14 protein-coding genes are annotated in these 18,065 nt (G+C 73.0%); 9 read left to right on the forward strand and 5 right to left on the reverse strand.

The features are described 5' to 3' along the window. The first annotated feature begins 21 nt into the window (after positions 1 to 21). Positions 22 to 1,584 carry an alpha/beta hydrolase gene (locus ACH4K1_RS05940; RefSeq protein WP_398087050.1) on the forward strand — a complete coding sequence of 521 codons (1,563 nt, stop codon included), beginning with the start codon at positions 22 to 24 and terminating at the stop codon, positions 1,582 to 1,584. Positions 1,585 to 1,737: 153 nt separating this feature from the next. On the opposite strand, the gene hemQ is transcribed toward ACH4K1_RS05940, so the two are convergent. Together hemQ and hemG are read right to left on the reverse strand one after the other, a co-directional pair. Then, entirely contained in the window at positions 1,738 to 2,466 is a 729-nt protein-coding gene (hemQ, locus tag ACH4K1_RS05945; protein ID WP_398087051.1) for a hydrogen peroxide-dependent heme synthase, read from the reverse strand. Positions 2,467 to 2,470: 4 nt separating this feature from the next. Further along, on the reverse strand, positions 2,471 to 3,970 hold the full coding sequence (gene hemG / locus ACH4K1_RS05950) for a protoporphyrinogen oxidase (protein WP_398087053.1): 1,500 nt from the start codon (positions 3,968 to 3,970) through the stop codon (positions 2,471 to 2,473). 126 nt (positions 3,971 to 4,096) lie between these two features. Here hemG and ACH4K1_RS05955 point away from each other — a divergent pair, with 126 nt between their 5' ends. Continuing rightward, entirely contained in the window at positions 4,097 to 5,071 is a 975-nt protein-coding gene (locus ACH4K1_RS05955) for a DUF4349 domain-containing protein (protein ID WP_398087054.1), read from the forward strand. Between the two features lie 52 nt (positions 5,072 to 5,123). Next, positions 5,124 to 6,512: an FAD-dependent oxidoreductase gene (locus ACH4K1_RS05960; protein WP_398087056.1), complete on the forward strand. Its 1,389-nt coding sequence runs from the start codon at positions 5,124 to 5,126 to the stop codon at positions 6,510 to 6,512. A 36-nt stretch (positions 6,513 to 6,548) separates the two neighbouring features. Here the strand turns inward: ACH4K1_RS05960 and hemE are convergent, their stop codons facing one another. Next, complete coding sequence (gene hemE / locus ACH4K1_RS05965; RefSeq protein WP_228988877.1) at positions 6,549 to 7,646, reverse strand: uroporphyrinogen decarboxylase; 1,098 nt, start codon at positions 7,644 to 7,646, stop codon at positions 6,549 to 6,551. 92 nt (positions 7,647 to 7,738) lie between these two features. Between hemE and ACH4K1_RS05970 the strand changes: the two genes are divergently transcribed. From ACH4K1_RS05970 to ACH4K1_RS05995, 6 genes are all read left to right on the forward strand, one after another. Beyond that, entirely contained in the window at positions 7,739 to 8,401 is a 663-nt protein-coding gene (locus ACH4K1_RS05970) for a DUF3000 domain-containing protein (RefSeq protein WP_228988876.1), read from the forward strand. A 211-nt stretch (positions 8,402 to 8,612) separates the two neighbouring features. Beyond that, on the forward strand, positions 8,613 to 9,275 hold the full coding sequence (locus tag ACH4K1_RS05975) for a response regulator transcription factor (RefSeq protein ID WP_018491682.1): 663 nt from the start codon (positions 8,613 to 8,615) through the stop codon (positions 9,273 to 9,275). A gap of 114 nt (positions 9,276 to 9,389) precedes the next feature. Continuing rightward, the gene (locus tag ACH4K1_RS05980) at positions 9,390 to 10,664 is read left to right on the forward strand and encodes an HRDC domain-containing protein (protein ID WP_398087058.1); all 1,275 of its coding nucleotides are present in this window, start codon (positions 9,390 to 9,392) and stop codon (positions 10,662 to 10,664) included. Between the two features lie 140 nt (positions 10,665 to 10,804). Then, positions 10,805 to 11,512 (forward strand): ferritin-like domain-containing protein, encoded by a 708-nt coding sequence (locus ACH4K1_RS05985; protein WP_398087060.1) that lies wholly within the window; start codon positions 10,805 to 10,807, stop codon positions 11,510 to 11,512. 124 nt (positions 11,513 to 11,636) lie between these two features. After that, the gene (locus ACH4K1_RS05990; protein WP_228988873.1) at positions 11,637 to 12,863 is read left to right on the forward strand and encodes an acetyl-CoA C-acyltransferase; all 1,227 of its coding nucleotides are present in this window, start codon (positions 11,637 to 11,639) and stop codon (positions 12,861 to 12,863) included. Then, on the forward strand, positions 12,860 to 14,989 hold the full coding sequence (locus ACH4K1_RS05995; RefSeq protein ID WP_398087062.1) for a 3-hydroxyacyl-CoA dehydrogenase NAD-binding domain-containing protein: 2,130 nt from the start codon (positions 12,860 to 12,862) through the stop codon (positions 14,987 to 14,989). The genes ACH4K1_RS05990 and ACH4K1_RS05995 overlap by 4 nt, the downstream gene beginning before the upstream one ends. Before the next feature lie 107 nt (positions 14,990 to 15,096). Here the strand turns inward: ACH4K1_RS05995 and ACH4K1_RS06000 are convergent, their stop codons facing one another. Then, on the reverse strand, positions 15,097 to 16,050 hold the full coding sequence (locus ACH4K1_RS06000) for an endonuclease/exonuclease/phosphatase family protein (protein WP_398087063.1): 954 nt from the start codon (positions 16,048 to 16,050) through the stop codon (positions 15,097 to 15,099). Positions 16,051 to 16,097: 47 nt separating this feature from the next. Continuing rightward, positions 16,098 to 18,065 carry a hypothetical protein gene (locus tag ACH4K1_RS06005; protein ID WP_398087065.1) on the reverse strand — a complete coding sequence of 656 codons (1,968 nt, stop codon included), beginning with the start codon at positions 18,063 to 18,065 and terminating at the stop codon, positions 16,098 to 16,100.

Here is an 18,065-nt window from a genome sequence, read left to right on the forward strand (position 1 = left end):
ATCCGCAGAGAGGCACCGCGCGTGAGAACAGCTGCGCTCTACACGACGATCGGCTCCCTGGTCCTGTCCGCCCTGGCCACCGCCCCCGCCGCCGCCGGTGACGGCCGGAGCCCCGCCGAGGCCCGGGGCACCGCGATCGCCGCCGCCCGCGCCGCGTCCGCCGGGATCGACTTCGGCCCCTGCCCGCAGGAGGAGATGCTGCCGGACTCCCTGAAGTGCGGCACGGTGAAGGTGCCCCTCGACTACGCCCGGCCGGACGGGCGGCAGCTCGAACTGACCGTCAGCCGCACCCCGGCCACCGGGCCGGCCGAGGACCGGCAGGGTGCGTTCGTCTACAACCCGGGCGGCCCCGGCGCGTCCAGCATCACCTTCCCGATGGCCGGGGAGCTGCCGGAGTGGAAGGAGATCGCCGAGGCGTACGACCTGGTCGGCTACGCCCCGCGCGGAGTGAACGGCTCCTCCGCGCCGCTGAGTTGCCAGGACCCGTCCGCGTACACGAAGGGCCCGACCGACGCCCCGACGCACCCGACGCGGGCGGACAAGGAGCGGCAGGTGGCCCGCGCCGAGGCGTACGCGCGGGGGTGCGCCGAGCGGGCGGGCGAGACGCTGCGGCACTACACCTCGCTGAACAACGCCCGGGACCTGGACGTCCTGCGGGCCGCGCTCGGGGAGAGCCGGCTGACGTTCATGGGGGCGTCCTACGGAACGTACTTCGGCGCGCTGTACGCGACCCTGTTCCCCTCCCACGTACGGCGCATGGTCTTCGACTCGGTGGCCGACCCGGACCCGGAGCAGATCTGGTACCGCTCCAACATGGGCCAGTCGGTGGCCTTCGAGCGGCGGTGGGAGGACTTCCGGCGCTGGGTGGCCAAGCACGACGACGTGTACCGCCTGGGCACCACCCCGGAGGCCGTGGAGAAGCACTACGACGCGGTGCGCGCCGAGTTGGCGGTGAAGCCCGCGGGCGGCAAGGTCGGGCCGGGGCAGTTGCACGCGGCGTTCCTGTCGGCCGGTTACTACGACGACTACTGGGCGATGCGGGCGACGGCGCTCTCGGAGTACGTCCGGGGCAACCCGGAGCCGCTGGTGGCACAGGCGTCCCCGCGCGCGGTGGCGGCCAAGGACAACGAGAACGCGCAGGCGGTGTACACGGCCGTCGAGTGCAACGACGCGCCGTGGCCGGAGGACTTCGCGGTGTGGGACCGCGACCACACTGAGCTGGCGCGCGTCGCGCCGTTCGAGGCGTGGGACAACGCCTTCACCAATCTGCCGTGCGCGTTCTGGCCGGCGCCCCGGCAGCGGCCGCTGGAGGTCGGGACGCGGTGGGGCGCGCTGCCGCCGGTGCTGATCCTGGCGGCGGAGCGGGACGCGGCGACCCCGTACCGGGGGGCGTTGGAGCTGCGAAGGCGGCTGCCCGGTTCGTCGCTGGTGACCGAGCGGGGCGCGGGGACGCACGGGGTGGGCGGGGCCGGGAACCCGTGCGTGGACGACCATCTGCGCCGGTACCTGCTGACCGGCGAGGTGCCGGGGCGGGGCGCGGACTGCGCCGCGCGCCCGGAGCCCAACGCGGTGTCGCTGGACTGACGCCGGGGCGTACGGAGCGGGGGCCGCCGCACCTTCACGGTACGACGGCCCCCGAAGCCGAACCCGGTGTCGCTGGAACGGCGGACGGCACGGTCGGTGCCCTGGTGCCCGCCCTTCTGATCTTCCGGGTTGGGGTGGTGCGGGACTCGCTGGCTATGCGAGCCCGGCCACCAGGTCTGCGACGCTCTTCCTGCGGCCCGTGTAGAACGGGACCTCCTCGCGCACGTGGAGACGTGCCTCGGAGGCGCGCAGGTGACGCATCAGGTCGACGATACGGTGCAGCTCGTCCGCCTCGAAGGCGAGGATCCACTCGTAGTCGCCCAGCGAGAAGGAGGCGACGGTGTTGGCGCGGACGTCCGGGTAGCCCCGGGCCATCTTGCCGTGGTCCGCGAGCATGCGGCGGCGGTCCTCGTCGGGCAGCAGGTACCAGTCGTAGGAGCGGACGAAGGGGTAGACGCTGATGTAATCGCGCGGCGTCTCGTCGGCGAGGAACGCCGGGATGTGCGACTTGTTGAACTCGGCTGGCCGGTGCAGGGCCATGTTGGACCAGACCGGTTCCAGAGCGCGCCCGAGCCTGGTGCGGCGGAAGAGGTTGTAAGCGTCCTGGAGCTGGTCCGAGTCCTCGGCGTGCCACCAGATCATGATGTCCGCGTCGGCCCGCAGACCCGACAGGTCGTAGGTACCACGGACGGTGACGTCCTCGGCGGCGAGCCGGTCGAACAGCTCCTGGACCTCCTCGGCGTATCCGTCGCGGTCCAGGGGCAGCACGTCGCGCAGCTTGAAGACCGACCACAGGGTGTAGCGGATGACCTCGTTGAGGTCCTTGGCCTTCTTGCCGGCGTTCGGACCCTTGGGTGATGTCGCAGTCTCGGGAGCACTCATACGGCTATTGTCCCGCCTCGCTCCCCGTGCCCCGAACCCGGGTCGGGGTGGCGGTGATCTCCCCCGTGTCCACGCCGGTGATCCGTCCCGCCAGGTCGCGGACGATCTCGTCGGCCGCCCGGTGCGCGCTCGCGACGCAGGCCGGGATGCCGACCCCGTCGTAGACCGCGCCGCAGACCCGCAGCGCGGGCAGTGCGGCGACCTCGTCGCGGATGCGGGCGACCCGGGCGAGGTGGCCGACCGGGTACTGCGGCAGGCCGCCGATCCAGCGGGTGACCTCGGTGTCCACGGGGCGGGCGGTGAGGCCGGTGGCGGCGGCGAGGTCGCGCTGGGAGAGGGCGACGAGTTCGCCGTCCTCGCGGTGGATGTGGTCCTCCTCGCCGTAGCGGCCCACGGAGGTTCGCAGCACGAACAGGTCGGGCGCGGCGTCGGCGACCCACTGCCACTTGTTGCTGGAGAACGTGGACGCCTTGACGGTGTGCCCGTCGACCGGGGGCACGAGGAAGCCGGAGCGGCCGCGCAGGGCCTCGTGCGCCTCGATGTCGGCGCGCCGGAAGGCGAGGGTGACCAGGGCCATCGACGCGTACTCGACGCCGGAGAGTTCGGCGGAGGCGGCCGGGGCCTCGGCGGCCAGCAGGGTGGCGGCGGACCATGCGGGGGCGGCGAGCACGATGCCGTCGGCAGCGACGGTCCGGGCCTCGGTGCGGACGGCCCAGCCGGACTCCGTACGGGTCAGGCCGAGGACGGGGGTGGCGGTGAGGATCTCGCCGCCGCCGGCCCGTACGGCGTCCGCCACGGCGGCCGGGAGGGTGCCGATGCCGCCGTCGAGGCCCTGGAAGACGGGTCCGGCCTGCTGCCGGGCGGCGGCGCGCTCCTGGACGCGGCGGACGGCCTCCAGCAGCGGGCCGCCCTCCTTGACGGCCTCGAAGAGCTGGGGCACGGCGGCACGCATCGAGATCCGGTAGGCGTCGCCCGCGTAGACCCCGCCGAGGAGGGGTTCCACCAGCCGGTCCACGACCTCGCGGCCGAGCCGGTCCGCGACGTACGCGCCGACCGCGACGTCGTCGCCGACCGGGGTGGGGGTGAGGTCGCGCTCCTCGGCGATCCGGGCCAGGCCCTCGGGGGACAGCACCTGGCCGAGGACCGCCGGGTCGCCGGGGACGCCCATGACGTGGCCCCGGGGCATGGGGCGCAGGGCGTCGCGGGTCCAGAGGGAGGCCGTGGCGGTGGCGGGCGGCTGGAGGCGGTCGGCCAGGCCCACCGCCTCGGCCAGGGCGACCGCCTCGGGACGCCGGGCGAGCATCGACTCGGCGCCCAGGTCGATCTGGACGCCCGCGATCTCACCGGTCATGAGCTTGCCGCCGAGCCGGGCCGTCGCCTCCAGGAGGGTGACGCGCACTCCGGCGGCGACGAGGCGGTGGGCGGCGGCCAGGCCGGCGATGCCGCCGCCGATGACGACGACGTGGGCCGGGGGCGTGTCCGCACGCTGTTGGGAACGCTGCATGGGTCCACTCTCTCAAACCCGTTCCGCGTCCTGACCGTGACCACTTCGCAACCCCTGTCGGCAACCGGTGACGGGGCCGCCGCGTCGAACCGTCACCATCAACCGAAGTCCTTGGGGGGACCAGCCATGCAGGGGAACAGCGGAATCGATCGACCCTTCGTCCGGGGGCGGGCCGTGCTCGTCGCCGGGGCGCTCGGCCTCCTGCTCGCCGTCGGCGGCTGCGGCGCGTCGGGCGACTCGTCGGGAAGCGACGCGAAGGCGGCGGACGGGAAGGCCGCGCCGCGCGAGGGGTTCGCGGACGAGGGCGGGGCGACGGCCTCGCAGGCGGACGGGAAGGCGTCCGGGAGGAAGGCGGCGCCGAAGCCGGGGGCGGCGGCCACCCACGTCATCCGTACGGCCGCGCTCTCCGTGGAGGTGAAGAGCGTCCCGAAGGCGGTGGCCGCCGCACGCGCCGCGGCGGAGGGGGCCGGCGGCCTGGTGGCGTCGGAGAACACCGAGCGGCTCGACGACACGTACGAGACGTCGCACCTGGTGCTGCGGGTGCCGCAGGAGCGGTTCGGGGAGGTGCTGCGGGAGCTGTCCGGTTCCGGGAAGCTGCTCTCGCGCACCTCGAACGCGAAGGACGTCACCGACCAGGTGGTCGACGTGGGGAGCCGGATCGCCACCCAGCGGGCGAGCGTGGCGCGGGTGCGGGAGCTGATGGACGAGGCGGAGAAGATCAGCGACGTGGTCGCCCTGGAGGGCGAACTGAGCAGTCGCCAGTCCGAACTGGAGGCGCTGCTGGCCCAGCAGGCGAGCCTGAAGGACCGCACCTCGCTGGCGACCGTCACCCTGGACCTGACGCCGCCGAACGCCCCGGACGACGACGGGGAGGAAGAGGACCCGGGGTTCCTGGACGCGCTGGGCGGCGGCTGGGACGCGTTCGTGACGATGCTGCGGTGGATCGCGGTGGCGTTCGGGGCCGCGTTCCCGTTCCTGCTCACCGGGGTCCTGGCCGTGGTGGTCTGGCGGGTGCTGCGGAAGCGCCGGGCGGCCCGCCGCGCGGCGGCGGCGGTTCCGGCGCGGACCGCGGGGAAGGAGGGGAGCCCGGGGGCCTCCTGAACCGCCGCGGCACCGTAGCGTGGGGGCCCTGATCGGACGGAAGGGGCCCGGCGTGGCAGCGGAGCGACTGGTGGTCATCGGCGGGGACGCGGCGGGCATGTCCGCCGCGTCCCAGGCCCGCAGGCTGAAGGGGCCGGAGGAGCTGGAGATCGTCGCGTTCGAGCGCGGCCACTTCACCTCGTACTCCGCGTGCGGCATCCCGTACTGGGTGAGCGGCGACGTGGAGGCCCGTGACGACCTGATCGCCCGGACCCCGGAGGAGCACCGGGAGCGGCACATCGATCTGCGGATGCGGACCGAGGTGACGGAGCTGGACGTGTCCGGACGGCGGGTGCGGGCGCTGGACCGGGAGAGCGGGAAGACGTACTGGACGGGGTACGACAAGCTGGTGATCGCCACCGGGGCCCGTCCGGTGCGCCCGGAGTTGCCGGGGATAAACGCGGCCGGGGTGCACGGGGTGCAGACCCTGGACGACGGGCAGGCGCTGCTCGACTCGCTGGACGCGCTGGGCACGGAGGGCACCCGGCAGGCGGTCGTGGTGGGCGCGGGGTACATCGGCGTCGAGATGGCCGAGGCGATGCTCAAGCGGGGCTTCGCGGTGACCGTCCTGAACCGGGGCGAGCAGCCGATGTCGACGCTCGACCCGGACATGGGGCGCCTCGTCCACGGGGCGATGGACGGGCTGGGCATCACCACGGTCAACGGGGCGGCCGTGACCGAGATCCTGACCGGCCCGGACGGCCGGGTGACCGGGGTGGTGACGGACGGGGACCGGTACCCGGCGGACGTGGTGGTGCTCGGCATCGGCGTCGAGCCGGAGACGGAGCTGGCGCGGGCGGCGGGGCTGCCGCTGGGCCCGCAGGGCGGACTGCTGACCGACCAGGCGATGCGCGTGGCGGGCCACGAGGACATCTGGGCGGGCGGCGACTGCGTGGAGGTCCTGGACCTGGTGGCGGGACGGCCCCGGCACATCCCGCTGGGCACCCACGCCAACAAGCACGGCCAGGTGATCGGTTCCAACGTGGGCGGCGGCTACGGCACGTTCCCGGGCGTGGTCGGTACGGCGGTGAGCAAGGTCTGCGACCTGGAGATCGCCCGGACCGGGCTGCGGGAGAAGGACGCCGCCGCCGCCGGGCTGCGCTTCGTGACCGCGACCATCGAGTCGACGCAGCGGGCGGGGTACTACCCGGGGGCGAAGCCGATGACGGTGAAGATGATCGCGGAGCTGCGGACGGGGCGGCTGCTCGGGGTGCAGATCGTCGGCCGCGAGGGGTCGGCGAAGCGGGTGGACGTGGCGGCGGTGGCGCTGACGGCCGGGATGACGGTGGAGCAGATGACGGCGCTCGACCTGGGGTACGCCCCGCCGTTCTCGCCGGTCTGGGATCCGGTGCTGGTCGCCGCCCGCAAGACGGTGGCCGCGGTGCGGGGCGCGGAGAGCTGAGGAGGGCCCCGGGGCGCCGGCCCCGGGACCTTCCGCTCAGCGCGCGGTCTGCTCGTGGACGTAGCCCACGAGGCGGGTGAGCGCGTCCGGGTCCATGGTCGGCATGACGCCGTGGCCCAGGTTGAAGATGTGGCCCTCCAGACCGGCGGCGGCGTCCAGCACCTCGCGGGTCTTCTCCTCGACGGCCGGGGTCGGCGCGAAGAGCACCGCCGGGTCGAGGTTGCCCTGGAGCGCCTTGCCGGGGCCGACGCGGCGGGCGGCCTCGTCCAGCGGAACCCGCCAGTCGACGCCGACGACGTCCGCCCCGGCCTCGCCCATCAGGCCGAGGAGTTCGCCGGTGCCGACGCCGAAGTGGATGCGGGGGACGCCGTAGGGGGCGACGGCGTCGAAGACCTTGGCGGAGGCGGGGAGCACCGCGCGGCGGTAGTCGGCGGGGGCGAGCGCGCCGACCCAGGAGTCGAAGAGCTGGACGGCGGAGGCCCCGGCCTCGATCTGGACCTTGAGGAAGGCGCCGGTGATCTCCGCGAGCCGGTCCACGAGGTCGGCCCAGAGCTGCGGGTCGCCGTACATCATGGCCTTGGTGCGTTCGTGGTTGCGCGAGGGGCCGCCCTCGACGAGGTAGCTGGCGAGGGTGAAGGGGGCCCCCGCGAAGCCGATGAGCGGGGTGGCGCCCAGCTCGGCGGTGAGCATCCCGATGGCCTCGGTGACGTACGGGACGTCCTCGGGGGTGAGGTCGCGCAGCCGGGCCAGGTCGGCGCGGGTGCGGACCGGCTCGGCGATGACGGGGCCGACGCCGGGCTTGATGTCGAGGTCGATGCCGATGGCCTTGAGCGGCACGACGATGTCGCTGAAGTAGATCGCGGCGTCGACCTTGTGCCGGCGTACGGGCTGGAGGGTGATCTCGGCGACCAGCTCCGGCATCATGCAGGAGTCGAGCATCGCGATGCCCTCGCGGACCTTCAGGTACTCGGGCAGCGAGCGTCCCGCCTGGCGCATGAACCAGACCGGGGTGTGGGGCACGGGTTCACGCCGGCACGCCTTGAGGAACGCCGAGTCGTGGGTGGCGTGGCGGACCGCGTCGAGGCTGGCGGAGGTCGTCGTCTGCTGGCCCGAAGGGCTGTCGTTGGCACTCACGCACAGAATCTTCGCACGAGGGCCCAAGGAGCCCGGCCCCGCACGGGTGTCCCTCCCCGCACGCGGCCCGCCTTCCGCCTACTCTTCCCCGCATGGCTCCGGCTCAGGGACAGTTCTCCGATCATTCCGACGGCGTTGAAGGCAAGGACCGTGCGGAGGAGGGCCCTCCCGTGCCTCCCGCCTTCCTGGCGGCGGTCGACTCGCTGCGCTCCGCGCGGCTGCGGCCGGAGTTGGAGGTGGAGACGACCAGGCCGCCGCAGCGCCTCGCCCCGCACGCGTACGCCCTGGAGGCGGCGGTGGTGGACGGCGAGGACGATCTCGCCGACGGCAGACTGGTGCTGCTGCACGATCCGGCGGGGCACGACGCCTGGAAGGGCGCGTTCCGGCTGGTGACGCTGGTCCGGGCGGAGTTGGAGCCGGAGATGGCGGCGGACCCGTTGCTGCCGGAGGTCTGCTGGTCGTGGCTGACGGGGGCGCTGGACGCCCGGGGCCTGGCGTACGGGGAGGCCGGCGGGACGGTGACGCGCGCCGGGTCGCACTACTTCGGTGCGCTCTCCGCGCGCCGTCCGGCGACGCAGATCGAGATCCGCGCCTCGTGGACGCCGCGCGAGGGCCGGGGCGGCGTCCCGGAGACGGCGTCGCACCTGATGGCCTGGGGCGACCTGCTGTGCCAGATCGCGGGGCTGCCGCCCTCGGAGACGGCGGACGCGGCGGTGGTGACGCTGCCGCAGCGGCGCGGACCGCAGGTTTCGTAACGCACCGTCACCCGTATCGCACACCCACCGGCTCTCTTTTCGTACAATCGATCGCGCGTCCTATTTGCCCGAATTGTTACTCACCAAATCGCGATCTTTCCCTAAAGGAGGACGGGCCCGCTGCCGAAGAGGTCAATGACCCTTCAAGCACGGTTCGCCCCCGGTTCCACTCCCCGAGCCGGCCCGTCCCGCCACTCCCCCAGGAGGCCTGGTGTCCGTTCTCCTTGAGCAGCCCGCAAGCCTGGTCGCCTACCGCCCGAACAAGCCGACGGCCATGGTCGTCGTGGCCGACCCGCGCGTCCGTTCCACCGTCACCCGCCATCTGTGGGCCCTCGGAGTACGTGACGTCATCGAGGCGTCGTCCATCGCGGAGGCACGTCCCCGCGTCGGCAACCCGCGCGACATCTGCATTGCCGACGTCCACCTGCCCGACGGTTCCGGGCTGACCCTGCTGTCCGAGACCCGCGCCGCAGGCTGGCCCAACGGTCTCGCCCTCTCCGCCGCCGACGACATCGGCGCCGTTCGCAACGCCCTCGCGGGCGGGGTGAAGGGGTACGTCGTCACCGGCACCCGAACCAACATCGGCCACCCCGGCCGCCCCGGCGTCGCCCCCATCGGCGCCAACGCGGCCCGTATGCACCGCCGGCCCCCCGGTTCCCCGAGCCACCCGGGCGGCTACCGCGAACTGTCCGGGCGCGAGGTGGAGGTGCTCCGCCTGGTCGCCGAAGGCCAGTCCAACAAGGCCATCGGCGTCTCGATGGGCCTCTCCGCCCTGACCGTCAAGTCCCACCTCGCCCGGATCGCCCGCAAGCTCGGCACCGGGGACCGGGCCGGCATGGTCGCCGTCGCCCTGCGGACGGGCATCATCCACTGACCCCACCCCGCCGAGACGTGCCCCGAGGCGCCTTCGGCCGGAATACGCGCATGCCCGCCCGTCGACGGAACGTTCCGTCGACGGGCTCCGCGCATACACAGATACCCTTGACACGTGACCGACGCCCAAGAGACCGCAGCAGACACTTCACTGCGAACCACCGGGGGCGCTCCCCCGGACGACGTCGCCCCGGCGCCGATCCCCTTGCTCGAACCACGCGAGGGCATTCCCCCGGTGGTGACGTCCGACGACGCCCTGGCCCAGGTGATCGCGGCCTTCGCCGCGGGCACCGGCCCGGTGGCCGTCGACGCCGAACGCGCCTCGGGGTACCGCTACGGTCAGCGCGCCTACCTCGTCCAACTGCGCCGTGAGGGCGCGGGCAGCGCCCTGGTCGACCCGGTCGGCTGCCCCGACCTCTCCGGCCTCGGTTCCGCGCTGACCGGCTCCGAGTGGATCCTCCACGCGGCCTCCCAGGACCTGCCCTGCCTGCGGGACATAGGCATGACCCCCACCTCGCTGTTCGACACCGAGCTGGCCGGGCGGCTCGCGGGCTTCCCGCGCGTCGGCCTCGGCGCGATGGTGGAGAGCGTCCTCGGGTACGCGCTGGAGAAGGGCCACTCCGCCGTCGACTGGTCCACCCGTCCGCTGCCCGACCCCTGGCTGCGCTACGCCGCGCTCGACGTGGAGCTGCTGATCGACCTGCGCGACGCGCTGGAGGAGGAGCTGGAGCGGCAGGGCAAGCTGGAGTGGGCCCGCGAGGAGTTCGACGCCATCGCCTCCGCGCCCCCCGCCCCGCCGCGCAAGGACCCCTGGCGCCGCACCTCCGGCATGCACAAGGTGCGCCGCCGCCGCCAGATGGCCGTCGTCCGCGAGCTGTGGACCGCCCGCGACCAGGTCGCCCAGCGGCGTGACATCTCCCCCGGCAAGATCCTCGGCGACGCCGCGATCATCGAGGCCGCGCTCGCGCTGCCGGCCGACGTCCAGGCGCTGAGCGCACTGCCGGGATTCGGCCACCGCACGGGACGCCGCCAGCTGGAGCAGTGGCAGGCGGCCGTGGACCGGGCCAGGGCGCTGCCCGAGACGGCGCTGCCGCAGCCCGGCCAGCAGCCGGCCGGCCCGCCTCCCCCGCGCTCCTGGGCCGACAAGGACCCGGCCGCCGCCGCCCGCCTCTCGGCCGCCCGCGCCGCCGTCTCCGAGCTGGCCGAACGCCTGCACATGCCCCAGGAGAACCTGATCACCCCGGACACCGTGCGCCGGATCTGCTGGGAGCCGCCGAAGATCCTGACGCCCGGCGCGGTCGAGGACGCCCTCGCCGGGTACGGGGCGCGGAACTGGCAGATCCAGCAGGTCGCCCCGCTCCTGGTCCGGGCGCTGGCGGCCTCCGCCTGACCCCGCGCACACCCCTTGGACACCCCCCGGCAGCCGGCCGGGGGGTGTTCGACTTGGTCCCGGGCCGCGGGGGCCGCGGCGGCCGCGGGGCTCCCTGGAGCCACGAGGACCTCAGAACTCACGGGAAGGACGGGGCGGGGATGGCGAGCACGGGGTACGGCGACTGGATACGCGTCTTCGAGACAGCGCTGCGGGAGCGCGCGGAGCGGGGCGATCCGGACTGGCGGACCGGAGTGCCGCTGCACCCCGCGATCCGGCGGAGTGTGCAGCGCTTCCAGGTCGGCGAGGACGGCGACGGGGCGGAGCTGATCACCAAAGCGGAGGCGGCCGGTGACGCGGAGTACGCGGCGGCGGTGCGGATGTTCGTCGCGGAGGAGCGAAATCACGCCAGGTTGCTGGCGCTTCTGCTCACCTCCGGCGGTGCGCCGCTGATCGCCTCCCACTGGAGCGACCGGATCTTCGTGACGGTGCGCCGGGCGCTGGGGCTCCGCCTGGAGCTGCTGGTCCTCATGGTCGCCGAGGTGGTCGCGCTGCGCTACTACCGGGCCCTGCGGGACGGGGGCGAGGACGCGCTGACGCGGGAGGTGGCGGGGCGCGTCCTGGCGGACGAGGAGCGGCACGTGCCCTTCCACTGCCACCGGCTGCGCCGGGCGCTGCGCCCGCTGCCCTCGCCGGTGCGGCTGCTGGCGACCTCCCTGTGGCGTGCCGCCGTGGCCGCGGCCTGCCTGGTGGTCGCCGTGGACCACGGTCCGGCGCTGCGGCGGCTGGGGGTGGGCCCGGTCCGGTTCGCCCGTGAGACGGTCCGCGCCTCCGGACCGATCGCGGTGGCCATGCGCCGGACGGTGTGACCTTCGACGCTCCGGCCGTGGGGGGTGGGCAGTCTGGTTACCCGCAAGTAGCATGATGGCAGGCGGCGCGCCCCCGTGGCGTGCCCCGCAGCAGTGCCATCCCGCACCCTGGAGGAGAGCCATCGTGCCTCGTACCATCCGGGACGTCGTCTTCGTCGACGGCGTCCGCACCCCGTTCGGCAAAGCGGGCCCGAAGGGCATCTACCACGAGACCCGCGCCGACGACCTCGTCGTGAAGGCCATCCGGGAGCTGCTGCGCCGCAACCCGGACCTGGACCCCAAGAAGATCGACGAGGTCGCCATCGCCGCGACCACCCAGATCGGGGACCAGGGGCTGACGCTGGGCCGCACCGCCGGAATCCTGGCCGGTCTGCCGCAGTCCGTCCCCGGCTACTCGATCGACCGCATGTGCGCGGGTGCGCTGACCGCCGTCACCTCGACGGCCGGCTCCATCGCCTTCGGCGCGTACGACGTCGTCGTGGCCGGTGGCGTCGAGCACATGGGCCGCCACCCGATGGGCGAGGGCGTGGACCCCAACCCGCGCTTCGTGTCGGAGAAGCTGGTCGACGAGTCCGCCCTGTTCATGGGCATGACGGCGGAGAACCTGCACGACCGCTACCCCACGATCACCAAGGAGCGCGCCGACGCCTACGCGGTGCGCTCGCAGGAGAAGGCCGCCAAGGCGTACGCCGACGGCAAGATCCAGCAGGACCTGGTACCGGTCTCGGTGCGCCGCACCAACGCCGAGGCGGGCGAGACGGGCTGGGGCCTGGTCACCGCCGACGAGCCGATGCGCCCCGGCACCACCATGGAGTCGCTGGCCGGTCTGAAGACCCCCTTCCGCGCCCACGGCCGTGTGACGGCCGGCAACGCCGCGGGGCTCAACGACGGCGCCACCGCCTCGCTGCTCGCCGCCGAGGACGTCGCCCGCGAGCTGGGCCTCCCGGTCAAGATGCGCCTGGTCTCCTACGCCTTCGCCGGTGTGGAGCCGGAGGTCATGGGCTACGGCCCGATCCCGGCCACCGAGAAGGCGCTGGCCCAGGCCGGTCTGACCATCGACGACATCGGCCTCTTCGAGATCAACGAGGCGTTCGCCGTGCAGGTGCTCGCCTTCCTGGAGCACTACGGCATCGCCGACGACGACGCCCGCGTCAACCAGTACGGCGGCGCGATCGCCTACGGCCACCCGCTGGCCTCCTCCGGTGTCCGCCTCATGACCCAGCTGGCCCGGCAGTTCGAGGAGCAGCCCCAGGTCCGCTACGGCCTGACGACCATGTGCGTCGGCTTCGGCATGGGCGCCACGGTCGTCTGGGAGAACCCCCACTTCAACGCTGACGGAGGCGACAAGTGAGCTCCACCACTGAGCTTCTGAAGGGTGCGGCCGAGCTGTTCCCCGGCGAGGTCGTCACGCAGGCGCACGTACGCCACCTGGACCTGCCGTACGGCGCCGGGCGGTTCGCGCTCATCACCCTGGACAACGGCCTGGACCACACCAAGCCGACCACCTTCGGACCGCAGTCGCTGGCGAACCTGAACGCCGCGATCGACCAGGTCGAGAAGGAGGCCGCCGACGGCGCCATCACCGGTGTCGGCGTCACCGGCAAGCCGTTCATCTTCGCGGTCGGCGCCGACCTCAAGGGCGTCGAGCTGCTCGGCCGCCACGAGGACGCGCTCGCCATCGGCAAGGGCGGCCACGACGTCTTCCGCCGCCTCTCCGGCCTCGCGGTCCCGACGTTCGCGTACTACAACGGCGCGGCCATGGGCGGCGGCGTCGAGGTCGGTCTGCACTGCACCTACCGCACCGTCTCCAAGGCGCTCCCGGCGTTCTCGCTGCCCGAGGTCTTCCTCGGCCTGGTCCCCGGCTGGGGCGGCTGCGTGCTGCTCCCGAACCTGATCGGCGCGGACCGCGCGGTCTCGGTGATCATCGAGAACTCGCTCAACCAGAACCGCCAGCTCAAGGGCGAGCAGGTCTTCGACCTCGGCATCGCGGACGCGATCTTCGAAGGCGCGGACTTCCTGGAGCAGTCGCTGATCTGGACCGCCAACGTCCTCAAGGGCTCGGTCGCGCCTCAGCGCGCCGAGATCGACCGCGGCGACGCCTGGGACCAGGCCGTCGCCCGCGGCAGGGCCGTCGCCGACTCCAAGGTGCACGGCGCGGCCCCGGCGGCGTACCGCGCGCTGGACATCATCGCGGCGGCCAAGGACGGCGACCTGTCCGCCGGCTTCGACGCCGAGGACCAGGCGCTCGCGGACCTGATCATGGGCGGCGAGCTGCGCAGCGGCATCTACGCCTTCAACCTGGTCCAGAAGCGCGGCAAGCGCCCGGCCGGCGCCCCGGACAAGAGCCTGGCCCGCCCGGTCACCAAGGTCGGCGTCGTCGGCGCGGGTCTGATGGCCTCGCAGCTGGCGCTGCTGTTCCTGCGCCGCCTGGAGGTCCCGGTCGTCCTCACCGACATCGACCAGGAGCGCGTCGACAAGGGTGTGGGCTACGTCCACGCCGAGATCGAGAAGCTGCTCGGCAAGGGCCGCATCAACCAGGACAAGGCCAACCGCCTCAAGGGCCTGGTCTCCGGCGTCCTCGACAAGGCCGAGGGCTTCGCGGACGCGGACTTCATCATCGAGGCCGTCTTCGAGGAGATCGGCGTCAAGCAGCAGGTGTTCGCGGAGGTCGAGGCGGTCGCCCCGGCGCACGCGATCCTCGCCACCAACACCTCCTCGCTGTCGGTGACCGAGATGGCGTCGAAGCTGAAGAACCCCGAGCGGGTCGTCGGCTTCCACTTCTTCAACCCGGTCGCGGTCCTCCCGCTGCTGGAGATCGTCCGCGGCGAGCAGACCGACGACGCCTCGCTGGCGACGGCGTTCGGCGTGGCGAAGAAGCTGAAGAAGACCGCGGTCCTGGTGAAGGACGCCCCGGCGTTCGTCGTCAACCGCATCCTCACCCGCTTCATGGGCGAGATCCAGAACGTCATCGACGAGGGCACCCCGGTCGAGGTCGCGGAGCGCGCGGTCGAGCCGCTCGGCCTGCCGATGTCCCCGCTGGTGCTCCTGGAGCTGGTCGGTCCGGCCATCGGCCTGCACGTCTCCGAGACCCTGAACCGCGCCTTCCCGGAGCGCTTCACGGTCTCCGAAAACCTCGCGGCGGTCGTGAAGGCCGGCAAGCGCGGCTTCTACCTCTACGACTCCGGCGCGCCGGTCCTCGACCCCGAGGTCGCCGCCCTCCTCAAGCAGGGCGACACCGTCCTCACCGAGGAGCAGACCCGCGACCGCGTGCTCGACGCGGTGGCGCAGGAGATCGGCCTGATGCTGGACGAGGGCGTCGTCGCCGAGGCGCAGGACATCGACCTGTGCCTGATCACCGGCGCGGGCTGGCCCTTCCACCTGGGCGGCATCACGCCGTACCTGGACCGCGAGGGCGTCTCCCAGCGGGTGAACGGGAAGCCGTTCCTGGAGCGCGGTGTGGCGAGCGTGCCCGCGTAGCTCACGCGGCGTGAAGGAGGGCGGGCCGTACGGGACGATCTCCCGTACGGCCCGCCGTCATGTACGGGCCGGAGCCGTTCCCGAAGCCCCGGCGCCCCCGCCGCCGGTCAGGCGTCCGGGGCGAGGGAGAAGACCGCCGTCACCATCGCGTGATCGGATTCCTCGAACATCTTCGCGTCGCTGTGCCCGCCGGAGAAGTGACGGGTGTCGGCGAAGACATAGTCGATCTTCCGGTCGTCGGCGGTGGGTTCGCCGTTGCGGCACCGCTCGGGCTCGCCCCCCGTGCACACCACTCCCCCGGTCGATCCCTGGGAGAACCAGGCGCGGTCCGTCTCGTCGCCCTCCCGGAACCGTCCGCCGGGCTTGTCACCGTCCCCGGAGGGGTGGGCGTAGAGGAATCCCAGCGCGGGCTCGTTCGGCTGGAGGTTCAGGTCCCCGGCGAGCAGAACGGGGACCTTCCGTGGCACGGAACCCTCCGCCAACCGGTCCCTGATCTCCCGCAGCTGCTCGGGGGCCTTGGCATAGGTGTGAGCCGTGCACGCGAGCAGGGACTTCCGGGCGACCCGGGTGGGGGCGCAGAGGATCCCGCGCCGGACGGGAACCGTCCTCCCCGCGTTGGTGTACATCTCGTCTCCGGTGTGGGCGAAGGGCCGGTAGTCGGGCTCTTCGCCCACGATGGGCCCTCGGCTGAGGACCGCGGTGCCGAATGCGCCGGTGGGGCCACAGTTGGGGACGTTGTCCTGGGACGAGGCATACGTTCCGTGCATGCGCCGACCGGCCTTCTCCAGCAGTTCCAGAAGCGCCCGGTACTGCGTCTCGCAGACCTCGTTGAGCGTGATGACGTCGGGTTCGAACGCGGACGCCTCGCTCACCACGCGCTCGACGGAGGTGCCGGAGCCGGACCCTCCGGCGTTCCAGGGGCACACGGCGGCCGCCCCGCAGAGGTTGTAGTGGAGAACCCGGACCTCCCCCGGGGCGGGGGACTTCTCCCGCCCCTCCCAGGCGAGCATCCCGACCACGAGGGCCGCCGCGACCGCCAGGATCACGACGGCGGCCCCCACCACCCGTCCCTTTCCGGACCGGGCCGCCCACCACGCCCCCACGCCGTTCAGGACTGTTCCGCGTGGAAGGCGGGGCCGAGCGCGCTGCCCACCACCGGCGACAGCTGTCGACGCAAACACAGCCGGCCGTCGGTGCCGACGACCGCCACGACGACGGCTCCCGCGGCGTCGTACGCCATGGCCGGGGCGTGGGTGAACATCTCGCCCGACTCACGCCAGTGGGTGCCGGAGGCGTCCCGGTCGGGGACCGGGAAGGAGACGGCGAGTCTCCCTCCGGAGCTGCGGTGCGCCAGGAACGCCTCCCGTGCGCCTCGCTCGGGGGCCCACAGGGCCGCCACGGCCCCCGTGCCGCCACTGGTGCCGAGACTCGCGCCGCCGCCGGGCCAACTGCCGTTCTCATGCTGCCGGTAGGCCATGACCTGCTGGGTCGCGGCCTGCCGGTAGTAGAGGCAGGTACGGCCGCCGCCCGAGTCCACCGCGTTGACGCCGCCGGTCGCGACCCTGCCGGTCTTGAGCGTGGTGTCCTGGACGAAGGGGCCGCCCAGGAAGGTCTGGTGCCAGCGGCTCACCGTGTCCTTGCCGGGGACGTACAGCTCCACCGTGCCCTGCTCGGTGGTCATGGCGATGCCGGCGTCCTGCAGGAAGGAGCCGCCGAGGTTCTCCCAGGGCTCCCACACGCCGCTCTCGTTCCGGCGGCGCATGCTGATGCCCTGGGCGAAGTTCCGGGCGAAGACGTGGAGCCGCCCCTCGCCGTCGACGGCGGCCGAGGGCACTCCGAGCTCCCGCTGACGGCGCCCGTCGCCGTGCGTCCAGTCCGGGTTCTCCAGGGACTGCCAGCCGGCGAAACCGTTGCCGTCGGGGTCCTGCACCGTGTGGACGATGTCCACGGTGACCGCGCCTCCGGCCACCATGTTCCTTCGCAGCCCCACCAGTTCGGCCGGACCGCCCGGCGCCCCCGTCACCGCGACGGTGGGCGCGATCCAACCGTCGCCGAGGACGAAGGGGCCGCGCCACACGCCGGAGGCGGGGCCCGTCTCCGTCCAGAAGGCGAGCCGTCCGCCCAGGACCGCGAAGGCGTTCAGCCTGTCGCCGGGCCCCAGCCGCAACCAGTTGGCGGGGGGCGAGTAGCGGTAGGCACTGCTCATCATGTGCGTGCTGCGGTAGGGGTTGGCGCCCAACTGCCGGTCTCCGCACCGATCGCAGGTCCCCTGGGGGCAGTGTGTGGCGTCCAGGCCGGCGTACGTGGCGAGGTATTCGGCCTTCTCGGCCACGGCTACCGCGTCCAGGTTGTAGCCCCAGAAGCGGTTGGCGTACGCGCGGTAGTGCTCGACGACGGGCGCGTGCCCCGCGTCCCGGTGACGCTGCAGCGCGGCGAGGGCGAACTGGGTGACGGAGGTGTGGTCGGCGTGGTCGGACATGACGAATCCGTCCTTGCCGCCGTCGTGCTCGGGGTCGGGGTCCATCACCCGCGCCACGGTCGGGCGGACCTCGTCGAGCAGGGCGGCCAGGCCGACGATCAGCTGTTCGCGGGAGACGTGCTGCACCTCGTCGATCGTGGAGCCCCGCACCGGCAGCGTGGCCTGCGACCGGATGGCGCCCTCCCACAACTGGTGTACGCGGGTGCGCTCGCCGCCCATGGCGGGGGCTCCCATGTGCAGTTGGCAGAAGTACATGCGCACGGTGTCGCGTGCCAGCAGGGTGAAGCGTTCCACGACGAAGCCGGGCGCCAGCTGTACCGGCTCCCGGCGCCACGGACTGGTGCGGTCCCCGGTCGCCATGCGCGCGTAGGCGGAACGCAGACCGCAGCCGCGCGCGGTGCTGTAGCCGATGAAGTCCGGCTGGTGGGCCCGGCGTTGTGGATCGTTGGTGTCGACGTTGATGCCGTCCCCCTCGCCCGCGGTCACCACCACGGTCGTGATCGCGTGTCCTTCCTGAAGCGAACGGACCAGGTCGGGGTTCATGAAGTACAGATCGTCGTCCTGGTGCGCGACGATGTGCAGAAGGGAAGGTCTCAC

The sequence above is a fragment of the Streptomyces sp. NPDC017448 genome, from assembly GCF_044330565.1.
Lineage (GTDB): Bacteria > Actinomycetota > Actinomycetes > Streptomycetales > Streptomycetaceae > Streptomyces.